The sequence below is a fragment of the Vulcanococcus sp. DEBay_Sum29NL08_54 genome (genome assembly GCF_017859255.1).
Classification (GTDB): Bacteria; Cyanobacteriota; Cyanobacteriia; order PCC-6307; family Cyanobiaceae; genus Vulcanococcus.
This window is the reverse complement of the sequence record NZ_JAFMNJ010000018.1, coordinates 1-19,085: the sequence shown is the minus strand read 5'-3', so window position 1 is coordinate 19,085 and position 19,085 is coordinate 1. Positions and strand designations below refer to the sequence as shown.

General features: G+C 66.1%; 20 protein-coding genes, 1 tRNA gene, 1 other RNA gene and 1 pseudogene. 13 read left to right on the top strand and 10 right to left on the bottom strand.

The genetic code is table 11. The annotated features are described in order from the left end of the window. The first annotated feature begins 24 nt into the window (after positions 1-24). From QZ186_RS07565 to ftsZ, 4 genes are all read left to right on the top strand, one after another. Positions 25-1,119, top strand: a complete 1,095-nt coding sequence (locus tag QZ186_RS07565; RefSeq protein WP_296416327.1) for a D-alanine--D-alanine ligase family protein — start codon at positions 25-27, stop codon at positions 1,117-1,119. Then, positions 1,116-1,526 (top strand): hypothetical protein, encoded by a 411-nt coding sequence (locus QZ186_RS07560; RefSeq protein ID WP_010318124.1) that lies wholly within the window; start codon positions 1,116-1,118, stop codon positions 1,524-1,526. Before QZ186_RS07565 ends, QZ186_RS07560 begins: the two co-directional genes overlap by 4 nt. Then, positions 1,523-2,359 carry an FtsQ-type POTRA domain-containing protein gene (locus tag QZ186_RS07555; RefSeq protein ID WP_296416326.1) on the top strand — a complete coding sequence of 279 codons (837 nt, stop codon included), beginning with the start codon at positions 1,523-1,525 and terminating at the stop codon, positions 2,357-2,359. The genes QZ186_RS07560 and QZ186_RS07555 overlap by 4 nt, the downstream gene beginning before the upstream one ends. Positions 2,360-2,498: 139 nt before the next feature. Continuing rightward, positions 2,499-3,608, top strand: a complete 1,110-nt coding sequence (ftsZ, locus tag QZ186_RS07550; protein WP_010318129.1) for a cell division protein FtsZ — start codon at positions 2,499-2,501, stop codon at positions 3,606-3,608. Positions 3,609-3,672: 64 nt separating this feature from the next. Here ftsZ and ffs read toward each other — a convergent pair. After that, an RNA gene (ffs, locus tag QZ186_RS07545) (signal recognition particle sRNA small type) lies at positions 3,673-3,769 on the bottom strand. 45 nt (positions 3,770-3,814) lie between these two features. On the opposite strand from ffs, the gene panB reads away from it, so the two are divergent. Beyond that, positions 3,815-4,651, top strand: a complete 837-nt coding sequence (panB, locus tag QZ186_RS07540) for a 3-methyl-2-oxobutanoate hydroxymethyltransferase (protein WP_296416325.1) — start codon at positions 3,815-3,817, stop codon at positions 4,649-4,651. Here panB and hemW read toward each other — a convergent pair. After that, positions 4,554-5,768 carry a radical SAM family heme chaperone HemW gene (hemW, locus tag QZ186_RS07535; RefSeq protein WP_296416324.1) on the bottom strand — a complete coding sequence of 405 codons (1,215 nt, stop codon included), beginning with the start codon at positions 5,766-5,768 and terminating at the stop codon, positions 4,554-4,556. The two genes, panB and hemW, sit on opposite strands and share 98 nt — an antisense overlap. A gap of 55 nt (positions 5,769-5,823) precedes the next feature. Here hemW and QZ186_RS07530 point away from each other — a divergent pair, with 55 nt between their 5' ends. The 5 genes from QZ186_RS07530 to cbiB are packed head-to-tail and all read left to right on the top strand — an operon-like array spanning position 5,824 to position 10,461. Then, complete coding sequence (locus tag QZ186_RS07530; protein WP_296416323.1) at positions 5,824-7,011, top strand: PIN/TRAM domain-containing protein; 1,188 nt, start codon at positions 5,824-5,826, stop codon at positions 7,009-7,011. A 32-nt stretch (positions 7,012-7,043) separates the two neighbouring features. Beyond that, positions 7,044-7,721: an ATP-dependent Clp protease proteolytic subunit gene (locus QZ186_RS07525; protein ID WP_010318134.1), complete on the top strand. Its 678-nt coding sequence runs from the start codon at positions 7,044-7,046 to the stop codon at positions 7,719-7,721. 36 nt (positions 7,722-7,757) lie between these two features. After that, a complete protein-coding gene (locus tag QZ186_RS07520; protein ID WP_010318135.1) occupies positions 7,758-8,360 on the top strand; it encodes an ATP-dependent Clp protease proteolytic subunit in 603 nt (200 codons plus the stop codon). A gap of 60 nt (positions 8,361-8,420) precedes the next feature. Further along, on the top strand, positions 8,421-9,416 hold the full coding sequence (gene ilvC / locus QZ186_RS07515) for a ketol-acid reductoisomerase (protein WP_247479342.1): 996 nt from the start codon (positions 8,421-8,423) through the stop codon (positions 9,414-9,416). Positions 9,417-9,435: 19 nt separating this feature from the next. Beyond that, positions 9,436-10,461 carry an adenosylcobinamide-phosphate synthase CbiB gene (gene cbiB / locus QZ186_RS07510; protein WP_296416322.1) on the top strand — a complete coding sequence of 342 codons (1,026 nt, stop codon included), beginning with the start codon at positions 9,436-9,438 and terminating at the stop codon, positions 10,459-10,461. Here the strand turns inward: cbiB and QZ186_RS07505 are convergent. Further along, entirely contained in the window at positions 10,435-11,118 is a 684-nt protein-coding gene (locus QZ186_RS07505; protein ID WP_247479346.1) for a sugar transferase, read from the bottom strand. The two genes, cbiB and QZ186_RS07505, sit on opposite strands and share 27 nt — an antisense overlap. 76 nt (positions 11,119-11,194) lie before the next feature. Beyond that, the gene (locus QZ186_RS07500; protein ID WP_296416321.1) at positions 11,195-12,391 is read right to left on the bottom strand and encodes a glycosyltransferase; all 1,197 of its coding nucleotides are present in this window, start codon (positions 12,389-12,391) and stop codon (positions 11,195-11,197) included. A 116-nt stretch (positions 12,392-12,507) separates the two neighbouring features. Between QZ186_RS07500 and QZ186_RS07495 the strand changes: the two genes are divergently transcribed. Further along, complete coding sequence (locus QZ186_RS07495; protein WP_296416319.1) at positions 12,508-12,750, top strand: hypothetical protein; 243 nt, start codon at positions 12,508-12,510, stop codon at positions 12,748-12,750. Positions 12,751-12,760: 10 nt separating this feature from the next. On the opposite strand, the gene QZ186_RS07490 is transcribed toward QZ186_RS07495, so the two are convergent. The 6 genes from QZ186_RS07490 to QZ186_RS07465 form a co-directional block, all read right to left on the bottom strand. Then, positions 12,761-12,845 (bottom strand) — tRNA-Ser (locus tag QZ186_RS07490). Positions 12,846-12,881: 36 nt separating this feature from the next. Continuing rightward, a complete protein-coding gene (locus QZ186_RS07485) occupies positions 12,882-14,867 on the bottom strand; it encodes a ComEC/Rec2 family competence protein (RefSeq protein WP_296416317.1) in 1,986 nt (661 codons plus the stop codon). 38 nt (positions 14,868-14,905) lie between these two features. Continuing rightward, positions 14,906-15,793: a glycine--tRNA ligase subunit alpha gene (glyQ, locus tag QZ186_RS07480; RefSeq protein WP_296416315.1), complete on the bottom strand. Its 888-nt coding sequence runs from the start codon at positions 15,791-15,793 to the stop codon at positions 14,906-14,908. 47 nt (positions 15,794-15,840) lie between these two features. Then, positions 15,841-16,779, bottom strand: coding sequence for a hypothetical protein (locus QZ186_RS07475; RefSeq protein ID WP_296416313.1), 939 nt, complete (start codon positions 16,777-16,779; stop codon positions 15,841-15,843). Further along, on the bottom strand, positions 16,776-17,024 hold the full coding sequence (locus tag QZ186_RS07470) for a hypothetical protein (RefSeq protein WP_010312864.1): 249 nt from the start codon (positions 17,022-17,024) through the stop codon (positions 16,776-16,778). Before QZ186_RS07470 ends, QZ186_RS07475 begins: the two co-directional genes overlap by 4 nt. Positions 17,025-17,085: 61 nt before the next feature. After that, on the bottom strand, positions 17,086-17,748 hold the full coding sequence (locus tag QZ186_RS07465) for a Fe2+-dependent dioxygenase (protein ID WP_367268118.1): 663 nt from the start codon (positions 17,746-17,748) through the stop codon (positions 17,086-17,088). Between the two features lie 22 nt (positions 17,749-17,770). Here QZ186_RS07465 and QZ186_RS07460 point away from each other — a divergent pair, with 22 nt between their 5' ends. Both QZ186_RS07460 and QZ186_RS07455 read left to right on the top strand, forming a co-directional pair. Continuing rightward, a complete protein-coding gene (locus QZ186_RS07460; RefSeq protein ID WP_296416311.1) occupies positions 17,771-18,766 on the top strand; it encodes a multicopper oxidase domain-containing protein in 996 nt (331 codons plus the stop codon). A 74-nt stretch (positions 18,767-18,840) separates the two neighbouring features. Further along, positions 18,841-19,085 (top strand): annotated as a pseudogene (locus QZ186_RS07455) (hypothetical protein); the annotation flags it as partial.

Here is a 19,085-nt window from a genome sequence, read left to right as displayed (position 1 = left end):
TTTGGCCCCTGATCTGACGCCCCTATGAGCTCCGAAACCATCAATTTGGGTTTGGTGTTTGGGGGTGTCTCGGGCGAGCACGCCGTCTCGATTCGCTCGGCCAACACCGTCGCCGCTGCCCTGCGCTCCGGGGCCAACGCCCAGCGCTATCGGCTCGACTGTTTCTATATCGACCAATGGGGCCATTGGTGGCCGCCGGCGGTGGCCGATGCGGTGCTGGCCAAGGGCACACCAGCCGAACGCAGCGAACTGCCCGCCGCACCCCTGCGGCCTGGTTTTCAAGGCTTTCCAGAAGGGGCCCTGGACGTTGAACTCTGGGTCCCTGTGCTCCACGGGCCCAACGGAGAAGACGGGACGATCCAAGGGCTCTTCAGCCTGATGCAGGTGCCCTTTGTGGGCTCGGGGGTCCTGGGCTCGGCCGTCGGCATGGACAAACAGGCGATGAAGGCGGCCTTCGCTGCGGCGGGACTGCCCCAGGTGCCCTACGCCTGCGTCGATGCCCAGGAGCTCGAGCAGCAACCGGAGGCGCTGGTTCAGCAGCTGGAAGCACAGCTCGGTTATCCCTGCTTCATCAAGCCCGCCAACCTGGGCTCATCCGTTGGCATCAGCAAAGCGAGCAACCGCGCTGAGCTCATGCAAGGCCTTGCCCTGGCGGCCCAGCACGATCCCCGCATGGTGGTGGAGCAGGGCATCCAAGCCCGGGAACTGGAGTGCGCGGTCCTTGGGGGGCAGCAGATGCGCGCCTCCGTGCTCGGCGAGATCTGTTTTGACGCCGACTGGTACGACTACGACACCAAATACAGCGACGGCAAAAGCCACACGGTGATTCCTGCGGAGGTGCCCGAGGCCCTCAGCGAGCGGGCCCGAACGATGGCCATCGCCGCCTGCCGTGCGGTCGGCGCCTCCGGATTGGCCCGGGTGGACTTCTTCTATGAGCAGGCCAGTGGCGCCCTTTGGCTGAACGAAATCAACACCCTGCCGGGCTTCACCAGCCAGAGCATGTACCCGATGCTCTGGGCCAAAACAGGGTTACCGCTTGAGGAGTTGGTGCACGAATTGGTGCAACTGGCGCAAGAATCGGCGCAGCCCAGCCACTCCAGGAGGACCGAAGCGGCATGAGTCACGGTCTGATCTGGTTGCCTCTGTTGGTGATCTTTCCGTTGATCACCGCCCTCGGTTGGCTGGAGCGCCGCCGCCAAAATTTGTTTCGGGCCTGGGCTGAGGGTGCCGAGCTCTCCAAGCTGGACGACGGCGGCGGCGCCCGCTTGATTGACGGGACCATCGCCTGGTGCGTCTTCGAGTCGGGAAAGCTCAACGAGAAGGGCAGCTTTGAGGTCAAGGGACTCGATCAGGTCGACCTCTTGGCCTTGGGTTCCGGGGAAGCGCCCCTGACCGAGGAAGCGCAGGGTGCCTGCCGACTGCGGCTGATGGGCGGTGGCCAGCAAGCGGATGTGCCCTTTGCCGATGCTGAGCGCGCACGCCGCTGGCGGGATCAGCTGATGTCCCGCTCCCGCTGCGAGTTGTGAGCGCAGCCTCCTCGCGCTCGGGCCAAGCCCTCGAGCGCAGACGCCAGCTCCGGCAGGAACGGCGGCAAGAGCGTTTGAAGCAGATCTGGCGCGTGACCGTGCTAGCCGGCAGTGCCGGGGCCCTGGGCTGGGGCCTCTTGCAACAGGGCTGGGTGGTGCGTGATCCAGACCAAATCGAAGTCCTTGGCAGCCGGCAGGTCAGTCGAGCCCAGGTGATCCGTGAGGGGGACCTTCAACTCCCTTTGCAACTGCTGACCTTGCAGCCCAAGCGATTGGCCCAACGCCTCTCGGCGGGCCTGCCTGTCGAGCAGGTCCAGGTCAACCGCCTGATGCTCCCCCCTCGGCTCCAGATCTCTCTGGTGGATCGAGAGGCCGTTGCCCAGGCCCAACGCCGAACCCGCAAGGGCTTTGAGATGGGCTACGTCGATCGCCTGGGGAACTGGATGACCCGCCGTCAGCAATCCGCTGGCGCCCCGGCGGCCGCACCAACGGTGATGGTGCTGGGCTGGCAGGAGCGTCTCCGCCCTTCACTCTCGCGGGTCCTGGCGGAGCGGGATGCCCTGGGCAGTCCGCTGCTGCAGGTGCGCTTTGAACCCAATGGCAGCCTCTGGCTCCGCACCGCGGCCCTGGGGGACATTCACCTCGGACCCACCGATGACAAGTTGGCCAAGCGCCTGGATGTCCTGCGCCACCTCTCCTCAGAGCTCCCCGGTCAAATCAAAAATCTGAAGCTGAAGTCCATTGACCTCAGCGATCCGGATCAACCCGAACTGGGCCTACCGGCCAAACCGGTGCCGAAGGCGGCCAAAACACCCCCGCCCGCAGCGGACTGAAGCTCCGGGGCAAAAACCCGTAAACGGTGACAGGGCGTTGCGCTAAAGCCCTTTGCCGGCAAAGGTATGCCGATCTAGGCCTGTGATTGGCAGGAACAACGACATAATGCAGCGAAGCACCAACGGCACTGCACCGGCTATGGAGATCGCACCCGAGGGCCTCAGTGCCGTCACCAGCAATGGTTCTGCGGGGATCGTGCCTAGCCAGTCCGCTCGCATCGAGGTGATCGGCGTCGGCGGCGGCGGCAGCAATGCCGTTGGTCGCATGATCCTCTCGGATCTCGAGGGCGTTGGATACCGCGTACTCAATACAGATGCCCAGGCCCTGCTGCAGTCGGCAGCGAAACAGCGCGTTCAGCTCGGCCAAAAGCTGACCCGCGGCCTGGGGGCCGGCGGCAACCCGGCCATCGGCCAAAAAGCGGCTGAAGAATCCCGCACCGATCTGGCGCAGACCCTCCAGGGTGCAGACCTGGTCTTCATCGCCGCTGGCATGGGCGGTGGCACCGGCACCGGTGCCGCTCCGGTTGTGGCCGAAGTCGCCAAGGAATGCGGCGCCCTGACCGTGGGCATCGTCACCAAGCCCTTCGGCTTTGAAGGGCGCCGCCGCATGCGTCAGGCCGAAGAGGGCATCGCCCGCCTGTCCGAGCATGTGGACACCCTGATCGTGATCCCCAACGACCGGCTGCGGGAAGCCATTGCTGGTGCACCCCTGCAGGATGCCTTCCGCGCCGCCGATGACGTCCTGCGGATGGGCGTGAAGGGCATCACCGACATCATCACCAAGCCCGGCCTGGTGAACGTTGACTTCGCCGATGTGCGCTCGGTCATGAACGACGCCGGCACCGCCCTGCTGGGTCTGGGCGTCGGCTCCGGCCGTTCCCGCGCCAGCGAAGCCGCCCAGGCCGCCATCAACAGCCCGCTGTTGGAGTCCGCACGGATCGACGGCGCCAAGGGCTGCGTCATCAACATCAGCGGTGGCAAGGACATGACCCTTGAGGACATGACCACCGCCTCTGAGGTGATCTACGACGTGGTCGACCCCGAGGCCAACATCATTGTTGGTGCCGTGGTGGACGAGAAGCTGGAAGGCGAGATCCACGTCACGGTGATCGCCACAGGCTTCGAAGGCGGCGGCGCCTATCGCCCCGAGCGGCCCTTGAACAGCTTTGTGGCCGGCGACAGCGGCGAAGGCGACCTGCCCGGTGCAGCCATCCCCTCCTTCCTGCTCAACCGCCAGAACAACAACTGAGTTCTGGACTGAGAACCAGCAAAAAGGGGCCCCAGGGGCCCCTTTTTTATTGCCGTTGAAATGGGGTGACCCGGAGTCCACGCCTGCCAAGAGCATCCCGTGTGGCTGCTCCCTTCCGGTCCTGACCAGATTTGGGCGTCCGGGCCGCATGGGTCCGAGTCGGTCGGATGCTAGCAATGAGCCCCCGTCCATGAGGTGATCGCCGGGTGCGACCTGCTGATCTACTCACCTGCAAGCAGGAGGGCCGGCCCATCGCCGTGCTCACCGCCTGGGATGCCCTCTCAGCGGCCCTCGTGGAAGAGGCCGGGGCGGACGCCATCCTTGTGGGCGACTCCCTGGCGATGGTGGTCCTCGGCCATGCCACCACCCTCCCGGTGACCCTGGAGGAGATGGTGATGCACACCCGGGCCGTGGGCCGCGGGCTGCAGCGCCCCGCCAACCAGCAGCCGCTGATCATCACGGATCTGCCCTTCCTCAGTTACCAGTGCGGCGTCGATCAGGCCGTGGCCGCAGCGGGACAGGTGCTGAAGAACAGCCCCGCTGCCGCCGTCAAACTCGAGGGCGGGGAACCGGAAACCCTGGCCGTTGTCGATCGGCTCGTGCGCTCCGGCATCCCCGTGATGGGACACCTGGGCCTCACCCCCCAGTCGGTCCATCGCCTGGGCTACCGGCGCCAGGCCCAGGACCCCATTAGCCAAGAGCGCCTCAAGCGCTCAGCCCGCGATCTGCAGGCCGCCGGCTGCTTCGCGCTGGTGCTCGAACATGTGCCCGCCGAGTTAGCCGGCGCCCTCAGCCAAGAGCTCCAGGTCCCCGTCATTGGCATTGGCGCCGGTGAACAGTGCGACGGGCAGGTGCGGGTGACCGCCGACCTCCTGGGTCTCACCGCCAAACAACCACCGTTCTGCCCGCCCCTGCTGCAGGGCCGCGAGCTCTGTGTGGACGCCCTCAGGGGCTGGGTGGGAGGCCTTCAGCCTGCTCCTCCCACCACTCCAACCACTCCCGCAGCACCGCATTACTCAGAGCCAAGCCCTCTGGATCACTGAGCCGCCAGCGCTGGCCTTCCCGGCGGAGCAGACCACGCTCCAGATAGGGCTGCCAGCGCTGCATCAGTCCCGCCGGATCGAGCCCTGCCAGAAGCGGCGTGAGCAGGACACCCTCACGCCGGCGCAAACCGACCATCACCCGCTCATCGTTGGGCATGGGCTGGGGAGGCCCAAGCTCGCCAGGGTCCTGTTGCAGCCAGGCGGCGTAGCCCTCACGGGTGCGGGGGCGCGGCTGCCGCACCCCCCAGGGGGCAGCCGTCGCCCCCATGCCGAAGCCCCACCAGCCCGCACCGCTCCAGTAGACGCGGTTGTGGCGCGAGGCATGGCCCGGCAGGGCGTAGTTCGAGATCTCGTAGTGGCCAAAGCCAGCCGCCGCCAAGGTGCCGGCGGTCAGCTCCATCAAATCGGCAGAGAGGTCCTCCTCAGGCAGCTGCAATTCACCGCTGGACTCCAGCCGCTCAAACACCGTGCCGGGCTCCACGATCAAGTCGTAGACCGAGAGGTGGGGGGGCTCCAGCGCGAGGGCCTGCTGCAGCTGCGCCCGCCAGTGCTCGGCCGTCGCCCCCGGCAGGCTCTGGATGAGATCCAGGCTCCAACTGCTCAGTTCCCCCTGGACGCGCGCCTGCTGCAGCCAGGCGGCTGCCTCGAGGAGGTCCCTGCGGCGATGCCTGCGCCCCAGACGCTCGAGAACGTCGTCATCAAAACTCTGACCGCCCAGGCTGACCCTGTTGACCCCTGCCTGGAGATAGCCCTGCAGGCGCGCCCGATCAAAGCTGGCTGGATCCAGCTCCAGGCTGATCTCCGCCCCCGGCGCGAAGCCATAACGCCTCTTCAAGCTGCGCAGCACAGCCCGCAGCTGCTCGGCCGTCAACATTGAGGGGGTGCCGCCCCCGACATAAATGGTGGACAGGGGCGGTCCAGCCGGCGAGGCCTCAATCTCCCCGCAGAGCAGCTCCAGATAGGCCTCGATCGAGCGACTGCCGGATTGCCCGGGGGCCCCACCGGCTCGATCCCCCAGGGGCACCACCGGGAAGTCGCAATAGAAGCAACGGCGATGGCAAAACGGTATGTGCAGGTAGGCGCTGCGCGGGAGAGGCCGGTTACCTCCCTGGGCCAAACCCGCCGCAATAGGGCATGCTGCTTCCGAGCGACTGGCAGCCACAGCACCCGCCATGGTGGACACCCTCATCCTGGTGCTGTTCGTGATCTCCGGAGCCGCCGCGGGCTGGCTCGGGGTGGATCTACTGCCGGAGCAACAGTTAATCCGCATCCAGAACCTGGAGCAGCTGAGCTGGATCCTGGGCGGTGGCGGCGCCTTAGCGGGCCTCTTGGCGGGCTTTGTCTTCCAGCGCCTACGGCGCCGGCTGATGGAGCAGGTGCGCACCATGCCCACCGATCTGCTGGTGAGCCGGGCCGTGGGCCTGATCCTGGGCCTGCTGGTGGCCAACCTGCTGATCTCCCCCATCCTGTTCCTCTCCCTGCCTTGGGAGCTGGTGCTGGTGAAGCCGCTGGCGGCCATTGCCGCCAACGTCTTCTTTGGCGTCTCGGGCTACAACCTCGCCGAGGTCCATGGCCGCACCCTGCTGCGCCTGTTCAACCCCAACAGCACCGAAGCCCTGCTGGTGGCCGATGGGGTGCTGATGCCCGCCAGCGCCAAGATCCTCGACACGAGCGTGATCATCGATGGCCGCATCCGCGGCCTGCTCGATTCGGGGCTTTTGGAAGGTCAGGTGATCGTGGCCCAGGCGGTGATTGATGAGCTGCAGGCCCTGGCCGACTCCTCCAACACCGAGAAACGGGGCAAGGGACGCCGCGGCCTCAAGCTGCTGAGCAACCTGAGAGAGCGTTACGGGCGTCGCCTGGTGGTCAACACCACCCGCTACGAGGGCAACGGTGTCGACGACAAGCTGCTGAAGCTGACCGCCGACACCGGCGGCACCCTGCTGACGGCCGACTACAACCTCGCCAAGGTCGGCGAGGTGCAGGAGCTGAAGGTGATGAACCTCAGCGAACTGGTCATCGCCCTGCGCCCTGAGGTGCAGCCGGGCGATGAACTCAGCATCAAGGTCGTCCGCGATGGCAAGGAATCCCACCAGGGGGTGGGCTACCTGGAGGACGGAACGATGGTGGTGGTCGATGGCGGCCACGGCCTCAGCGGCGAGCGCCTGCAGGTCACCGTCACCGGCGCGCTGCAGACCCCGACCGGCCGGATGGTCTTCGCCAAGCGCGATGGCTGGGAGGGAACCGAGAGCGCAGGCCCCACTCCTCCAAAGGGAAGCGGTAGCAATGCACGCAATCGCAGCAAGGCCAGCGGGAAACGCGGCGGCAAAGGCGATCAGGACCCCGCCAACCCCCGCTAGGCTCCGGCTTCATGCCAGCAGTGGATCCGCGGATGTCGGTGTCAGCCCCCTACTACGGCGATTCGGCCGTGATGCGCACCCCACCGCCTGACCTTCCCTCCCTCTTGCTGAAGGAGCGGATCGTCTATCTGGGTTTGCCCCTCTTCAGCGATGACGATGCCAAGCGTCAGATGGGCATCGACGTCACCGAGCTGATCATTGCCCAGCTCCTCTATCTGGAGTTCGACAACCCGGAGAAGCCGATCTTCTTCTACATCAACTCCACCGGCACCAGCTGGTACTCAGGCGATGCCATCGGCTTTGAGACCGAGGCCTTCGCCATCGCCGACACGATCCGCTACGTCAAGCCGCCGGTGCACACCATCTGCATCGGCCAGGCGATGGGCACCGCGGCGATGATCCTGAGCGCCGGCACCAAGGGCCACCGGGCTGCTCTGCCCCACGCTTCGATCGTGCTGCACCAGCCCCGCAGCGGCGCCCGCGGCCAGGCCAGCGACATCCAGATCCGGGCCAAGGAGGTGCTGCACAACAAGCGCACCATGCTCGAGATGCTCGCGGCCAACACCGGCAAGAGCACCGAAGAACTCTCCAAGGCCTCCGACCGGATGACCTACCTGACCGCCGAGCAGGCGGTGGAGTTCGGCCTGATCGATCGGGTCCTGACGAGCCAAAAAGACCTCCCCTCACCCGTGCCAGGCGGCATCGGCTGATTTCTCTTTCCCCGTTCTTCACTCACCCGACCAGCCATGCCCATCGGTACCCCGAGCGTTCCTTACCGCCTTCCCGGTAGCCAGTACGAGCGTTGGGTCGACATCTACACCCGCCTCGGTGTGGAGCGCATCCTCTTCCTCGGCTCTGAGGTCAACGACGCCATCGCCAACAGCCTGGTGGCGCAAATGCTGTACCTCGACTCCGATGACAACAGCAAGCCCATCTACCTGTACATCAACTCCCCGGGTGGCTCGGTGACCGCGGGCCTGGCGATCTACGACACGATCCAGTACGTCAAGAGTGACGTGGTGACCATCTGCGTGGGCCTGGCGGCCTCCATGGGTGCCTTCCTGCTCGGCGCCGGCACCAAGGGCAAGCGGCTCGCCCTGCCCCACAGCCGGATCATGATTCACCAGCCCCTGGGCGGCACCAGCCAGCGCCAGGCCAGTGACATCGAGATCGAGGCGCGGGAGATCCTGCGCATGAAGGACATGCTCAACAACAGCATGGCGGGCATGACCGGCCAACCGGTCGAGAAGATCGAGAAGGACACCGACCGGGACTACTTCATGAGTGCCGAGGAGGCCATGAACTACGGCCTGATCGACCGCGTGATCGCCCATCCCAACGAAGCCTGAGGGAGCCGGCCGGCGCTTTCGTAAGCTCGATCCTTGCTTAGCGCTGAACCGAAGCCCCTGATGGCCAAGCTGTACTACGACACCGACGCCGATCTCAGCCTGCTGAACGGCAAAACGGTGGCCATCATTGGCTACGGCTCCCAAGGCCACGCCCACGCCCTGAACCTCAAGGACAGCGGCGTGAACGTGGTGGTGGGCCTCTACGAAGGCAGCCGCTCCGCCGAGAAGGCCAAGGCCGACGGCCTGGAAGTGCTGAGCGTCAGCGACGCCTCGGCCAAGGCTGACTGGATCATGGTGCTGCTGCCCGATGAGACCCAGAAGGCCGTCTACGACGCAGAAATCGCCCCCCACCTCAGCGCCGGCAAGGTGCTGAGCTTCGCCCACGGCTTCAACGTCCGCTTCGAGCTGATCAAGCCCCCCGCCGACGTTGACGTCGTGATGATCGCCCCCAAGGGCCCCGGTCACACCGTCCGTTGGGAGTACCAGAACGGTCAGGGCGTCCCCGCTCTGTTCGCCATCCACCAGGACGCCACCGGCAATGCCCGCGGCCTGGCCATGGCCTACGCCAAGGGCGTCGGCGGCACCCGCGCCGGCATCCTGGAGACCAACTTCAAGGAAGAGACCGAGACCGACCTCTTCGGTGAGCAGGCCGTTCTCTGCGGTGGTCTCTCCGAGCTGGTCAAGGCCGGTTTCGAGACCCTCGTGGAAGCCGGTTACCAGCCCGAGCTGGCCTACTTCGAGTGCCTGCACGAGGTCAAGCTGATCGTTGACCTGATGGTCAAGGGCGGCCTGACCGCCATGCGCGACTCCATCTCCAACACCGCCGAGTACGGCGACTACGTCAGCGGCCCTCGCCTGATCACCGCCGAGACCAAGGCCGAGATGAAGCGCATCCTGGGCGACATCCAGGACGGCACCTTCGCCCGCAACTTCGTGGCCGAATGCGAAGCCGGTAAGCCTGAGATGCAGAAGATCCGCGACCGCGACAGCCAGCACCCGATCGAGAACGTGGGCAAAGGCCTGCGCTCGATGTTCTCCTGGCTGAAGTCCGCCTGATTCAGGCCGCTCTGCAGCCATGACGCTGCTCGCTTCAGGGGTGGATTCCTTCTCGGGGATCCACCCTTTTTTATTGGTCCTCGCCGCGGCCGGTCTCGACCGACTGGTGGGGGATCCGCGCTGGTGCCTGCACCCGGTTGTGGTGATGGGCTGGTGGATCAGCCGGCTGCGCCAGCTGGCGGAGAGCTGGGCCAAAGGATCCCCGAGGCGCCTGCGGTTGGCGGGCTGTGGCATCACCCTGCTGTTGGTGCTCGGCAGCGGCGGCGCCGGCTGGTGGCTCGAGGAGATCTGCCAGACGCGCCCCTGGACCTGGCCGCTGCTGCTGATCGCGCTGGCCAGCGCCCTGGCCGGCCGCAGCCTGGAGCAGGCGGTGCAGGCCGTCCTGGCGGCGCTCAAAACGTCCACGGAACTCGGGCCAGCGCGAACGGCCTTGGGTTGGATCGTTGGGCGAGACACAACGGAGTTAAGCCGCCAGGAGATCCTGCGGGCCGCCGCGGAGACCGCCAGCGAAAACGCCGTTGATGGGCTGTTCGCGCCGCTGTTCTGGATGGTGATCGGGGCCGCCCTTTGGCCGTACGGGGGGCCTGGCCCTTTGGCGTTGGCCTGGGGGTTCAAAGCCGCCAGCACCCTCGATTCGATGCTCGGCTACCGCCGCGGGAGCCTGCGCTGGCTGGGCACCGCCGGAGCCAAGCTCGATGACCTGCTGGTCTGGCTGCCCTGCCGGCTCGTGGCCCTGAGCTTGCCGCTGGTGCAGGGACGCACCGCCAGACGGACCCTGCCCCTCGCCCAGCTGGCGTTGCAGGAAGGTCAGCCCGATCCCTCCCCCAATGCCGGGGTCTCCCAGGCGATCTATGCCCACTGCCTGGACGTTCAACTGGGCGGGGTCAATCGCTACGGGGAGCGGGAGACCCAGAAACCGCTGCTGGCAGCGGGAGCTCCGGCCCCCGAGGCCAGTGATGTGGAGCGGCTCCTGGGCCTGAGCCGCCGGCTTGAGGTCCTGTGGTTAGCGGCAGCGCTGTTAGTAGGCGCCGCGGTCCATCGGTAGAAGCACCACCCCAATCGTGCGCAGCACGATGCCCAGGTCGAGCCAGAAATTGCGGTTGCGGGCGTAGAAGAGATCGAGCTTGACCCGGGTTTCGTAGGGCAGGTTGTTGCGGCCGGAGACCTGCCAGAGGCCGGTCAGGCCCGGGCGGACCGCCAGCACCTCATCCATCGTGCGGCCGTAGCGCTCCAGCTCATCCCAAACGATCGGTCTGGGGCCCACCACGCTCATCTCGCCCTTGAGCACATTGATGAACTGCGGCAGCTCATCGAGGCTGGAGCGACGCAGGAAACGACCGATGGGCGTGATCCGGGGATCGTTCTTGAGCTTGAAATCCCGCTCAAATTCAGCCCGCAGCACCGGATCGGAAGCCAGGACCGAGGCCAAGACGCGATCGGCGTCCTTGCGCATCGTGCGGAACTTCAGGCAGCCAAACCCCTTGTAGCCGCGGCCAATGCGGCGCTGGCAATAGAAGACCGATCCCTTGGAGCTGAGCTTGACCAGCAGGGCCAATAGCAACAGCAGCGGCGAACCCAGGATCAAGACCAACAGCGAAAAGCTGATGTCACCGACACGCTTGAGGATGCGTCCGCGCTTGGACTGAGCCCTCAGCCAAGAGCTGGCCGTGGATTCAGCGGGAATCGAGTCAACGGCGGACAAACGGCGCAGTGATTGAGCAGCTTCCAGCTGTCATTAAAGAAGTCGAGTGTTCGCAGCGACACCCCGCCGCGGTCACTCAAGCCATAGGCACAGGCAGGGCTCGGCTGCGTTCCTGCCGCGTCCGTTGATGGCGGTTCCAGCTCTGCTCAATCACCGCCTCCATCCGCGCGCGGAAACGCAGGGGGCTGAAGCCCTCCGCCCAGCGCCTGAGCCGTTCAGCGGGGAGTTGCTGCCAGAGCCGCCGCTGCTCAAAGGTCTCCAGGGCCGCCACGAGCGAGGCCACCTGCTGGTCCGGGAAGAGCAGGCCCGTGGGCTGGCTGTCCCCGCGTTGGATGCAGCGGACCGTATCCAATAGGCCGCCCTGCCCCAAGGCAATCACCGGCGCCCCAGCCGCCATCGCCTCCACCGGAGCGATGCCGAAGTCCTCGAGGCCGGCGTAGACGTAGGCGCGGCAACGGCTCAACCAAGCGTTGACGTCGTCCTGGGGAAGGCGACCCAGCAGCCGAACATTGGGGCCGGCCATGGCCTGCAGGCGAGCGCGCTCGGGCCCATCACCGATCACCACCAAGGGCAGCCCGGTGCGGTTGAAGGCCTCGACCACCAGATCCACACGCTTGTAGGGAACCAGCCGGCACAGGCAGAGGTAGACGTCATCGCGGGGTTGATCCCAACGGAAACGATCGACCTCCACCGGGGGGTGCACCACGGTGGACTCGCGGCCCCAGTAGCGGCGGATGCGCGAGGCCGTAAAGCGGGAGTTCGCCAGCAGCTGATCCGGGCGCTGGCCGCTCAGGACATCCCACTGACGCAGTTGATGCAGCTGCGCGCGAATCAAGGGCCCCAGACCACGCCGGGCCAGGGCGGACTGGCGCAGGTAGGCGTGCATCTGATCCCAGGCGTAGCGCACGGGGGTATGGACATAGCTCAGATGGCACTGATCCGGACCGGTCAGCACACCCTTGGCCACCAGATGGCTGCTGCTGAGCACCAGGGGGTAACCCGTCAGATCGAGCTGCTCAATCGCCATCGGCAGCAGCGGCAGGTACTGCTGAACGTGACTGACCCCAAAGGGCAGGCGCTGAACAAAGGAGCTGGTGATCGAGCGACCGGCGAGCCAACTGCCGCGGCGACGACTCTCCCCATCCACCAGGGCAAACAGTTGGGGCTGCTGCAGCAGGGCATCGAGCTCCTGCACCACCAGTTCAGAGCCGCCCACCGACCGGGGGGTGAACCACTCGTGCACCAGGGCGATCGGCCCAATTCCAGCAAGCATGGGCCGAAGCCTAGGGGCGTTCCCTTGAAGTTTGATTGCCCGTCAGGTCACGAAACCTCTCAGCTGATTGCCGGCGAACGGCGAACTCTGAATGCTGAGAGGACTGTTCCTGAGCCATGGCCATCCGCGAGCTGCTGGAAGACGAGCTGAAGGCTCCCTCCATTGGCAACACCGATTGCTTTAGCTGGCACGCCACCTCGGTGGGAATCGCCGCCCTCTGGACCGCCGGCCAGGCACCGACACCACCCCCCTATGACAACGCCCTCAAGGAGGGTCTCCAGGTCGGACTCGATCTGAGCCGCGAAGAACGGGAATTTCACCAGGTCAGCCAAGGGCTGGTCCTGGTCTTCCACAGCTGATCCATAACAACGGAGAGGGTGGGATTCGAACCCACGGAAGGTTGCCCTTCAAACGATTTCGAGTCGTTCGCTTTCGACCACTCAGCCACCTCTCCAGGCGACCCGGCCAGTGTACGGATCAAGCCGCCAGCTCAGCTCTGGTGCCATCCGCTGGTGGAACCGGCAGGGGGCCACCAGGCCGCAAGCCCCCGGCGGCTTTGGAGCTCCCTTCGCTCGCGCGCCGTTGGCACAAAGCCCAGCCAGAGCGAGCCGCCGCCGCGGCCCTGGCGACGCCAGCTCCACCAGGCCTGCCGATCGGGCAGCACCTGCCAGCGCTGCCGCCCAGCGCTCAGCAGAAGGCCCTGGCTATCGGCGCTGAGGCGGCTCACCTCCAAGCCCGGACTCCTGAGGCGCTGCTGCGGCAAGAGCCGATCGACCGTCGTCAGCGCCAGGCGCGACCAACAGCCCTTGGGCTCGGCCGGCAGCGGATCCAGCAGGAGCAGCCAATCGAAGCGGGCAATCCCCAGTCCCTGGGCCAGTTGCTCCGCGCGGCGGCAACTGCTGGGGTCGGCCTTCAGGCTCACCAGGCCAGCCCGGCCCTGGTGGCGCGCCACGATCCACTGACGCGGCGCCTGACGCACCAGCAGCAACTGGTCTCGGCTCTGCTGCCAGAGGCGCAGGCCGAGGGCCAGCGGCAGCAGCGGCAACAGCAAGAGGCGCCAGCGGCGTGCCGCCGGCAGCCACCACGGCAGCAGTCCCGCCAAAGTGAGCAACAGCAACAGCGGTCCCAGCCGGCCGATCGGCAACTGGGCCAGCGGCAAGCCCGCCATCAGCTGCACCAGGGCCAGCAACAGCTGGGCCAGCGGCACCAGCAGGAATGCCATGGCCGCGAGCAGCGGTGGCAGAAGCACCGCCGTCAGGGCCATCGCCATGGCCCCCAAGGTCAGGGGCGTCAGCAGCGGAGCGGCCAGGACATTGGCCAGGACGGCGTAACTGGGCACCACCCCGAAATGCAGCAGCTGCAGCGGCAGGGTCCAGAGCGAGGCGGCCAGGGGAATCGCCATTGCACCGGCGGCCCAGCTCGGGAGCCAAAGGCCTAGCCGCTCCTCCAACGGTCCGGCCGAGAGGATCAAACCTGCCGTGGCCGCCGCGCTCAGCTGAAAGCCCACGTCCAGCAGCCAGCTGGGGCGCCAAAGCAGCATCAACAGCAGACAGAGCAGCAACAAGGCCAAGGGCCGCGAACGCCGGCCGCTCTCCTTCAGGACAAACGCCATCGCCCCCATCAACAGGGCCCGGACCACCGAAGCCTGACCACCCGCCAGCAGGCCAAACAGCGCCATCGCCCCGAAGGCCGCCGGCCAGCGCACCAGGGCCGAAGCACGGCGCGTCAGCAGCAGCACCGCCCCAAGCAGGACGCTCAGGTGAAACCCACTGGCCGCCAGGGCATGGGAGAGCCCCGCCGCGCGGAAGGCCTCCTTCACGCTCAACGGCAAAGGGACCATCGCCTGCCCCAGGACCAACGCCGCCAGCAGCCCCCCCGGTTGCTCTCCGCCTACCCGCCGCAGTTCCGCCGCAATCCGTCGCCGCAGATCCGCCAGGGGCGTGGGCGGGCGGGCGATCAGGCTCCAGCGCTCGACCTGGAGTTCACTCCAGACCCCTTTGCCGGCCAAACGCTCCGCCGCCCCAGGCAGCAGGGGGTGCGGTCCCGAACGCAAGCGCTGCAGGCGTCCCTCAAGCTGCAGCCGCCAGCCCTGCTGGAGCTGCGGGCAAGGGCGAAAGCGCAAACGCAGCCGCCCCTGCGGCAGCTCCGCCAACACCGCACAGCCCTCGCCCATGGGACGCGTGTCCTGGAGCAGGCCGGCCTGGAGCTGGACCGGGACGGAACGCTGCGCCGCCGGGATCCAATGCACCGGGTCCGCCGCCAAGGGATGGGGACGGCCGATCCAGCCCCAGGTCCCCAGCAGCAGCAAGGCCAAGAGCAGGGCCAGTCGCCGGAACAAGGGCCAGCCCCGACGGCTGCAGCCATAGAGCTGGAGCAGCCCCAGCAGAACGGCCAGAGCGGTTCGAGCGGCGAGCGGAAGGGGCAGCACCCCAAGCGACAACGCCGCCAGGGCTCCGCTCAACAGCAACAGCGGCAAACCTCACCCCAGCCGGACTGGGGTGAGCGTTCCCGCAGTTAGGCCGCGACCGCCGCCTCTTGCTTGAGCAGCGGGAACCCCAACGCCTCGCGCTCCTCCAGCCAGGCCTCGGCGACTTGACGGGCCAGGTTGCGGATGCGGCCGATCGTGGCGGTGCGCTCCGTCACCGAGATCACGCCGCGGGCCTCCAGCAGGTTGAAGGTGTGGCTGCACTTCAGCACAAAGTCCAGGGCCGGAGCCGGCAGCTTCTTAGCCACCAGGTCCGCCGCCTCGGCCTCATAGATCGCGAACAGCTGCTTGAGGCGCTCTGGATTGGAGGCCTCGAAGTTGTAGGTGCACTGGCCCTTCTCAAACGGCAACCAGATGTCGCCATAGGAGCGGTTGCCATCCCAGGAGAGATCCCAGATGCTCTCGACGTCCTGGAGATACATGGCCAGACGCTCCAGGCCATAGGTGATCTCAATCGACACCGGCCGGCAGTCGATGCCACCGCACTGCTGGAAGTAGGTGAACTGGGTCACCTCCATGCCGTCGAGCCAGACCTCCCAGCCCACACCCCAGGCGCCCAGGGTGGGGGACTCCCAGTTGTCCTCCACAAAGCGGATGTCGTGCTCCTTGGCGCGGATCCCCAGGGCCTCCAGCGAGGCCAGGTAGGTCTCCTGGATCGCATCCGGGCTGGGCTTGATCAGCACCTGGTACTGGAAGTAGTGCTGCGCTCGGTTGGGGTTATCGCCATAGCGGCCATCGGTGGGCCGGCGGCAGGGCTCGGGATAGGCCACCGCCCAGGGCTCAGGACCAATGGCCCGCAGCACCGTGTGGGGGCTCATCGTTCCCGCACCCTTCTCCGTGTCGTAGGGCTGAAGGATCAGACAACCCCGCTCGGCCCAGAAACGGTTCAGGGTCTGGATGATGTCCTGGAAGTGCACGGATGCTGTGGCGACTGGGTGGGCAGGGCTGCCTTGGGGGATTGTCGCTAACCGCCCGCCAGCCCGACCGCCTGCAGCCCGCGCTGGGCAGTCACCTGCAGCACCACATCGGGTGAGCGGCCGGCCACCAGTGCCGCTTCCGGCATGCAGACCTGAAGACTGCGCGTCATCGCCTCGAGCTCTGGATCACTCAGGCCAGCACCCGTCTGTTGCTGCTGGGTCTGGTTCTGCTGGCGCTTCCAGGCCATCACATGGGAGAGGGCTGTGGGCCTGAGCTGCCAGAAACAATCGAGCTCGCGCCAGAGCGCTTGGTAGGGGGCGAGGTTCCGCTGAATCACTGGCCGGTAGGCCGATTCTCCGGGAGCCAGGGACATCAGATCAGGCTCGCTCGCCGGCCAGGGACCCGCCCCGACAAACCAGCCCTCCAGGATCAGCAGATCGGCCTTCAGCGCTCTCCAGCCGGCGCGATCCCCACGGCCCTGCCGCAGGGCCTTGTCAAAGACGGGGGACTCAAACGCACCGTCGCTGCGCCACTGGCGCAGGCAGTGCTGCAGGAGCTCCACGTCATGGCTACCGGGTATGCCCCTGGGCGCCCGCCAAGGGTTGCCCCGCATCGCCGCGTCCAGCGCCTGGCCCTCGAAATAGAAGTCATCGAGGGACACCACCTCAACGGCCAGGCCCTGGGAGGCCGCTGCCCGCTTGAGCCAGGCACAGAGGGTGGTTTTGCCGCAACCCGGCATCGCCGCCAGGCCCAGCAGGGAACGCTCTGCGCCGCGATCCAGCCGCTGGAGCTGATCCAACAGCGGCAAACCCACCGCAGCGATCCAGGCCGGATCAACGCCGGGGGGCCAGAGCTCCTGGGCAATCCTCAGGCCACCTCTGGCGCTCCAACTGGCGATCCACTGCTCCAGCGAGCTGTAGCCCAAGGCGATGACCAGGGCCTCAAACCCAGCAATCTCCCTGCAGCGCTCGAGGGGCAAGCTCAAGGGGTGGGCTTCACCAAGGCACCGCCATTGCAGAAGCGTGCGGACCAGGCCTTCTGTTCATCCAGGCTCAGGCTCGGTTGATTGCGCTGATACCACTCCAGCGAGGTGTTGAAGCACTTGTTCCAACGCACCGACTGCCCGCCAATCGCACCGAGGGACAGGGCAATCGACACCGAACTGGCCGTGGCAATCAGCGCCAACACCGGAAAGAGGTGGGCGTTGATCATGTCCCGTGCCTTGCTCATGAACCGTCAGCCGATCACTGCCCAGAGAGTAGTGATCACAGAACTGAATGGACAGAGCCCCTCAGCAATCCCAACGCCGCAGCAGGTTGCTGTAGCTGCGGCTGATGAGATCAAAGACCTCGTCTTTTCCCGTTCTTGAAAACAACGCCCTGCGGGCCGTATCGAGCTCAAACAACAGCTCCCGCTGCTCCGCCTGGCGAATCCGGCTCTCAATCCAGCCCACCAGCACATAGCGCTCCCCTGCCAGGACCGGCTCCACGCTGTGAAGTTGCGTACTGGGATAAACCAAACCATGTCCCGCAGGCAGGCGGAAGCTCTCGCTTCCCCCAGGAGTCTCCAGCGTGAGGGCACCCCCGTCGTAGTCAGCAGGCGGGCTTAAAAAGACGGTGAACGAGAGGTCGCTCCGTCCTCCCTCCATCCAGGCGTTGTCGATGTGACGCCCATAGCCCTCGCCAGCGGTGCAACGGCTGAACAGCAAGCTGTGGATCGAGCGCGGAAAGGCCGCAGCCTGAACTAGGGGATGCGCGGCCAAGCGCGGTTCAATCGCAGCCACCAGCTCCCGGTGCAGCGGGCTGGAGCGATCCAACTGCTGATTGTTTTTCACCCCCCGGGCATGCCAACCCGCGCTCTCCTGCCCCGAGCGCCAGTCCGCGGCGCGGCGCAATCGCCCGCAAATCTGCGCTGACTGTTCAGGAGACAACAGGGGCTCCAATGAAAAGCGCATCGCGTGACGACAGCAGCGACTGATGCATGATCGAGCAAGCCGCGCCGATGCGCTGGATCCCTCTCTCGCGACGGGTTGGTCACGCCGGCGCCTCCTGCAGCTGGGAACCCTGGTGATCGGCGGCGGAACGCTCGCTGGCCTTGGCTTGAAGTCTTCGGCGCAAGCGAAGCAGGAACCCGTCCCGCCGTTTGATCCCACCGAGGCCCTACGGGCGTTCAACCGCGGGACTCGCATCGAGGAAAACGGACGCAGCATCAGGGTCTTTGAGGTGGAAGCGCAAAGCACCACGGTCCCCCTTGGAGCGGGCGTGTTGTTTCGGGCCTGGACCCTCGAGGGCCGCATCCCTGGACCGACCCTGCGGGCCCAACAGGGCGAGCGGATCCGGGTGGTGTTCCGCAATGGAGACAGCACCTCCCACAGCCTTCACTTCCACGGGGTCCATCCAGCGGCCATGGATGGGATCGAGCCGGTGCGCCAAGGGCGCAGCACGATCTATGAATTCGACCTGGATGAGGCCGGGCTATTCCCTTATCACTGCCACATCGCCCCAGTCACCCGGCATGTGGGCAAAGGTCTCTTTGGCCTGCTGCTGGTGGACCCCATCGTTGCGAGAGCACCAGCCGATGAACTCGTGCTGGTCATGCATGGCTACGACCTCAACAACGACGGGCAAAACGAGCTCTATGCCTTCAACGGGCTACCTGACTGGTATCACCATCACCCCATCCAGATCCAACAGGGACAGCTCGTGCGCCTCTATCTGTTGAACATGACCGAACTGGAAGCGCCGTTGACCTTCCACATTCACGCCAACAGCTTTGATGTCCTCCGCTCAGGATTTCGTGAGCGAACCGATGTGGTGACGCTTGGAATCGCGGAACGCCAAATTCTCGAATTCCGCTATCCCTTCTCAGGGCGCTACATGTTCCATCCCCATCAAGATCAAATCGCTGAGCGGGGCTGCATGGGACTGTTTGAGGTGACCCCTGCACGGGATCGCCAACCCAGTGCCATTTGATACGACCTGGCGTGACCTGAGGGCCTCGACAAGGGGCCGCAGGACGACAAAGTCGGTGCTCAACCTGGCGCGACATGGCCGCTCCCCGCAAAGCCCTTGAGCTGTTTCTCAGCCTCAGCGTGAGTACTGGGGCGGTGCTCGCGCCCTTCAGCCCAGCTGCAGCCGCCCCGGCTGAGCACCACGGCCACAGCACCAACCTGGATGAGGGCGGTGAAGGAGGGGAAGGCGGTGAAGGTCAGCGCGCCATCGAGTCCGAACTCGATCTGCTGGTGGTCCTCGAGCAGATGCGCGGTCACCTGCTCATCGCCGAAGAACTGCT

Coding starts and splice junctions, on each gene's coding strand:
- QZ186_RS07530 (WP_296416323.1), top strand. CDS start 5,824: ATGGTGGACACCCTCATCCTGGTGCTGTTCGTGATCTCCGGAGCCGCC.
- QZ186_RS07495 (WP_296416319.1), top strand. CDS start 12,508: ATGGCCATCCGCGAGCTGCTGGAAGACGAGCTGAAGGCTCCCTCCATT.
- QZ186_RS07500 (WP_296416321.1), bottom strand. CDS start 12,391: ATGCTTGCTGGAATTGGGCCGATCGCCCTGGTGCACGAGTGGTTCACC.
- QZ186_RS07460 (WP_296416311.1), top strand. CDS start 17,771: ATGCATGATCGAGCAAGCCGCGCCGATGCGCTGGATCCCTCTCTCGCG.
- QZ186_RS07525 (WP_010318134.1), top strand. CDS start 7,044: ATGTCGGTGTCAGCCCCCTACTACGGCGATTCGGCCGTGATGCGCACC.
- QZ186_RS07465 (WP_367268118.1), bottom strand. CDS start 17,748: ATGCGCTTTTCATTGGAGCCCCTGTTGTCTCCTGAACAGTCAGCGCAG.
- ftsZ (WP_010318129.1), top strand. CDS start 2,499: ATGGAGATCGCACCCGAGGGCCTCAGTGCCGTCACCAGCAATGGTTCT.
- QZ186_RS07560 (WP_010318124.1), top strand. CDS start 1,116: ATGAGTCACGGTCTGATCTGGTTGCCTCTGTTGGTGATCTTTCCGTTG.
- QZ186_RS07520 (WP_010318135.1), top strand. CDS start 7,758: ATGCCCATCGGTACCCCGAGCGTTCCTTACCGCCTTCCCGGTAGCCAG.
- QZ186_RS07565 (WP_296416327.1), top strand. CDS start 25: ATGAGCTCCGAAACCATCAATTTGGGTTTGGTGTTTGGGGGTGTCTCG.
- QZ186_RS07470 (WP_010312864.1), bottom strand. CDS start 17,024: ATGAGCAAGGCACGGGACATGATCAACGCCCACCTCTTTCCGGTGTTG.
- ilvC (WP_247479342.1), top strand. CDS start 8,421: ATGGCCAAGCTGTACTACGACACCGACGCCGATCTCAGCCTGCTGAAC.
- cbiB (WP_296416322.1), top strand. CDS start 9,436: ATGACGCTGCTCGCTTCAGGGGTGGATTCCTTCTCGGGGATCCACCCT.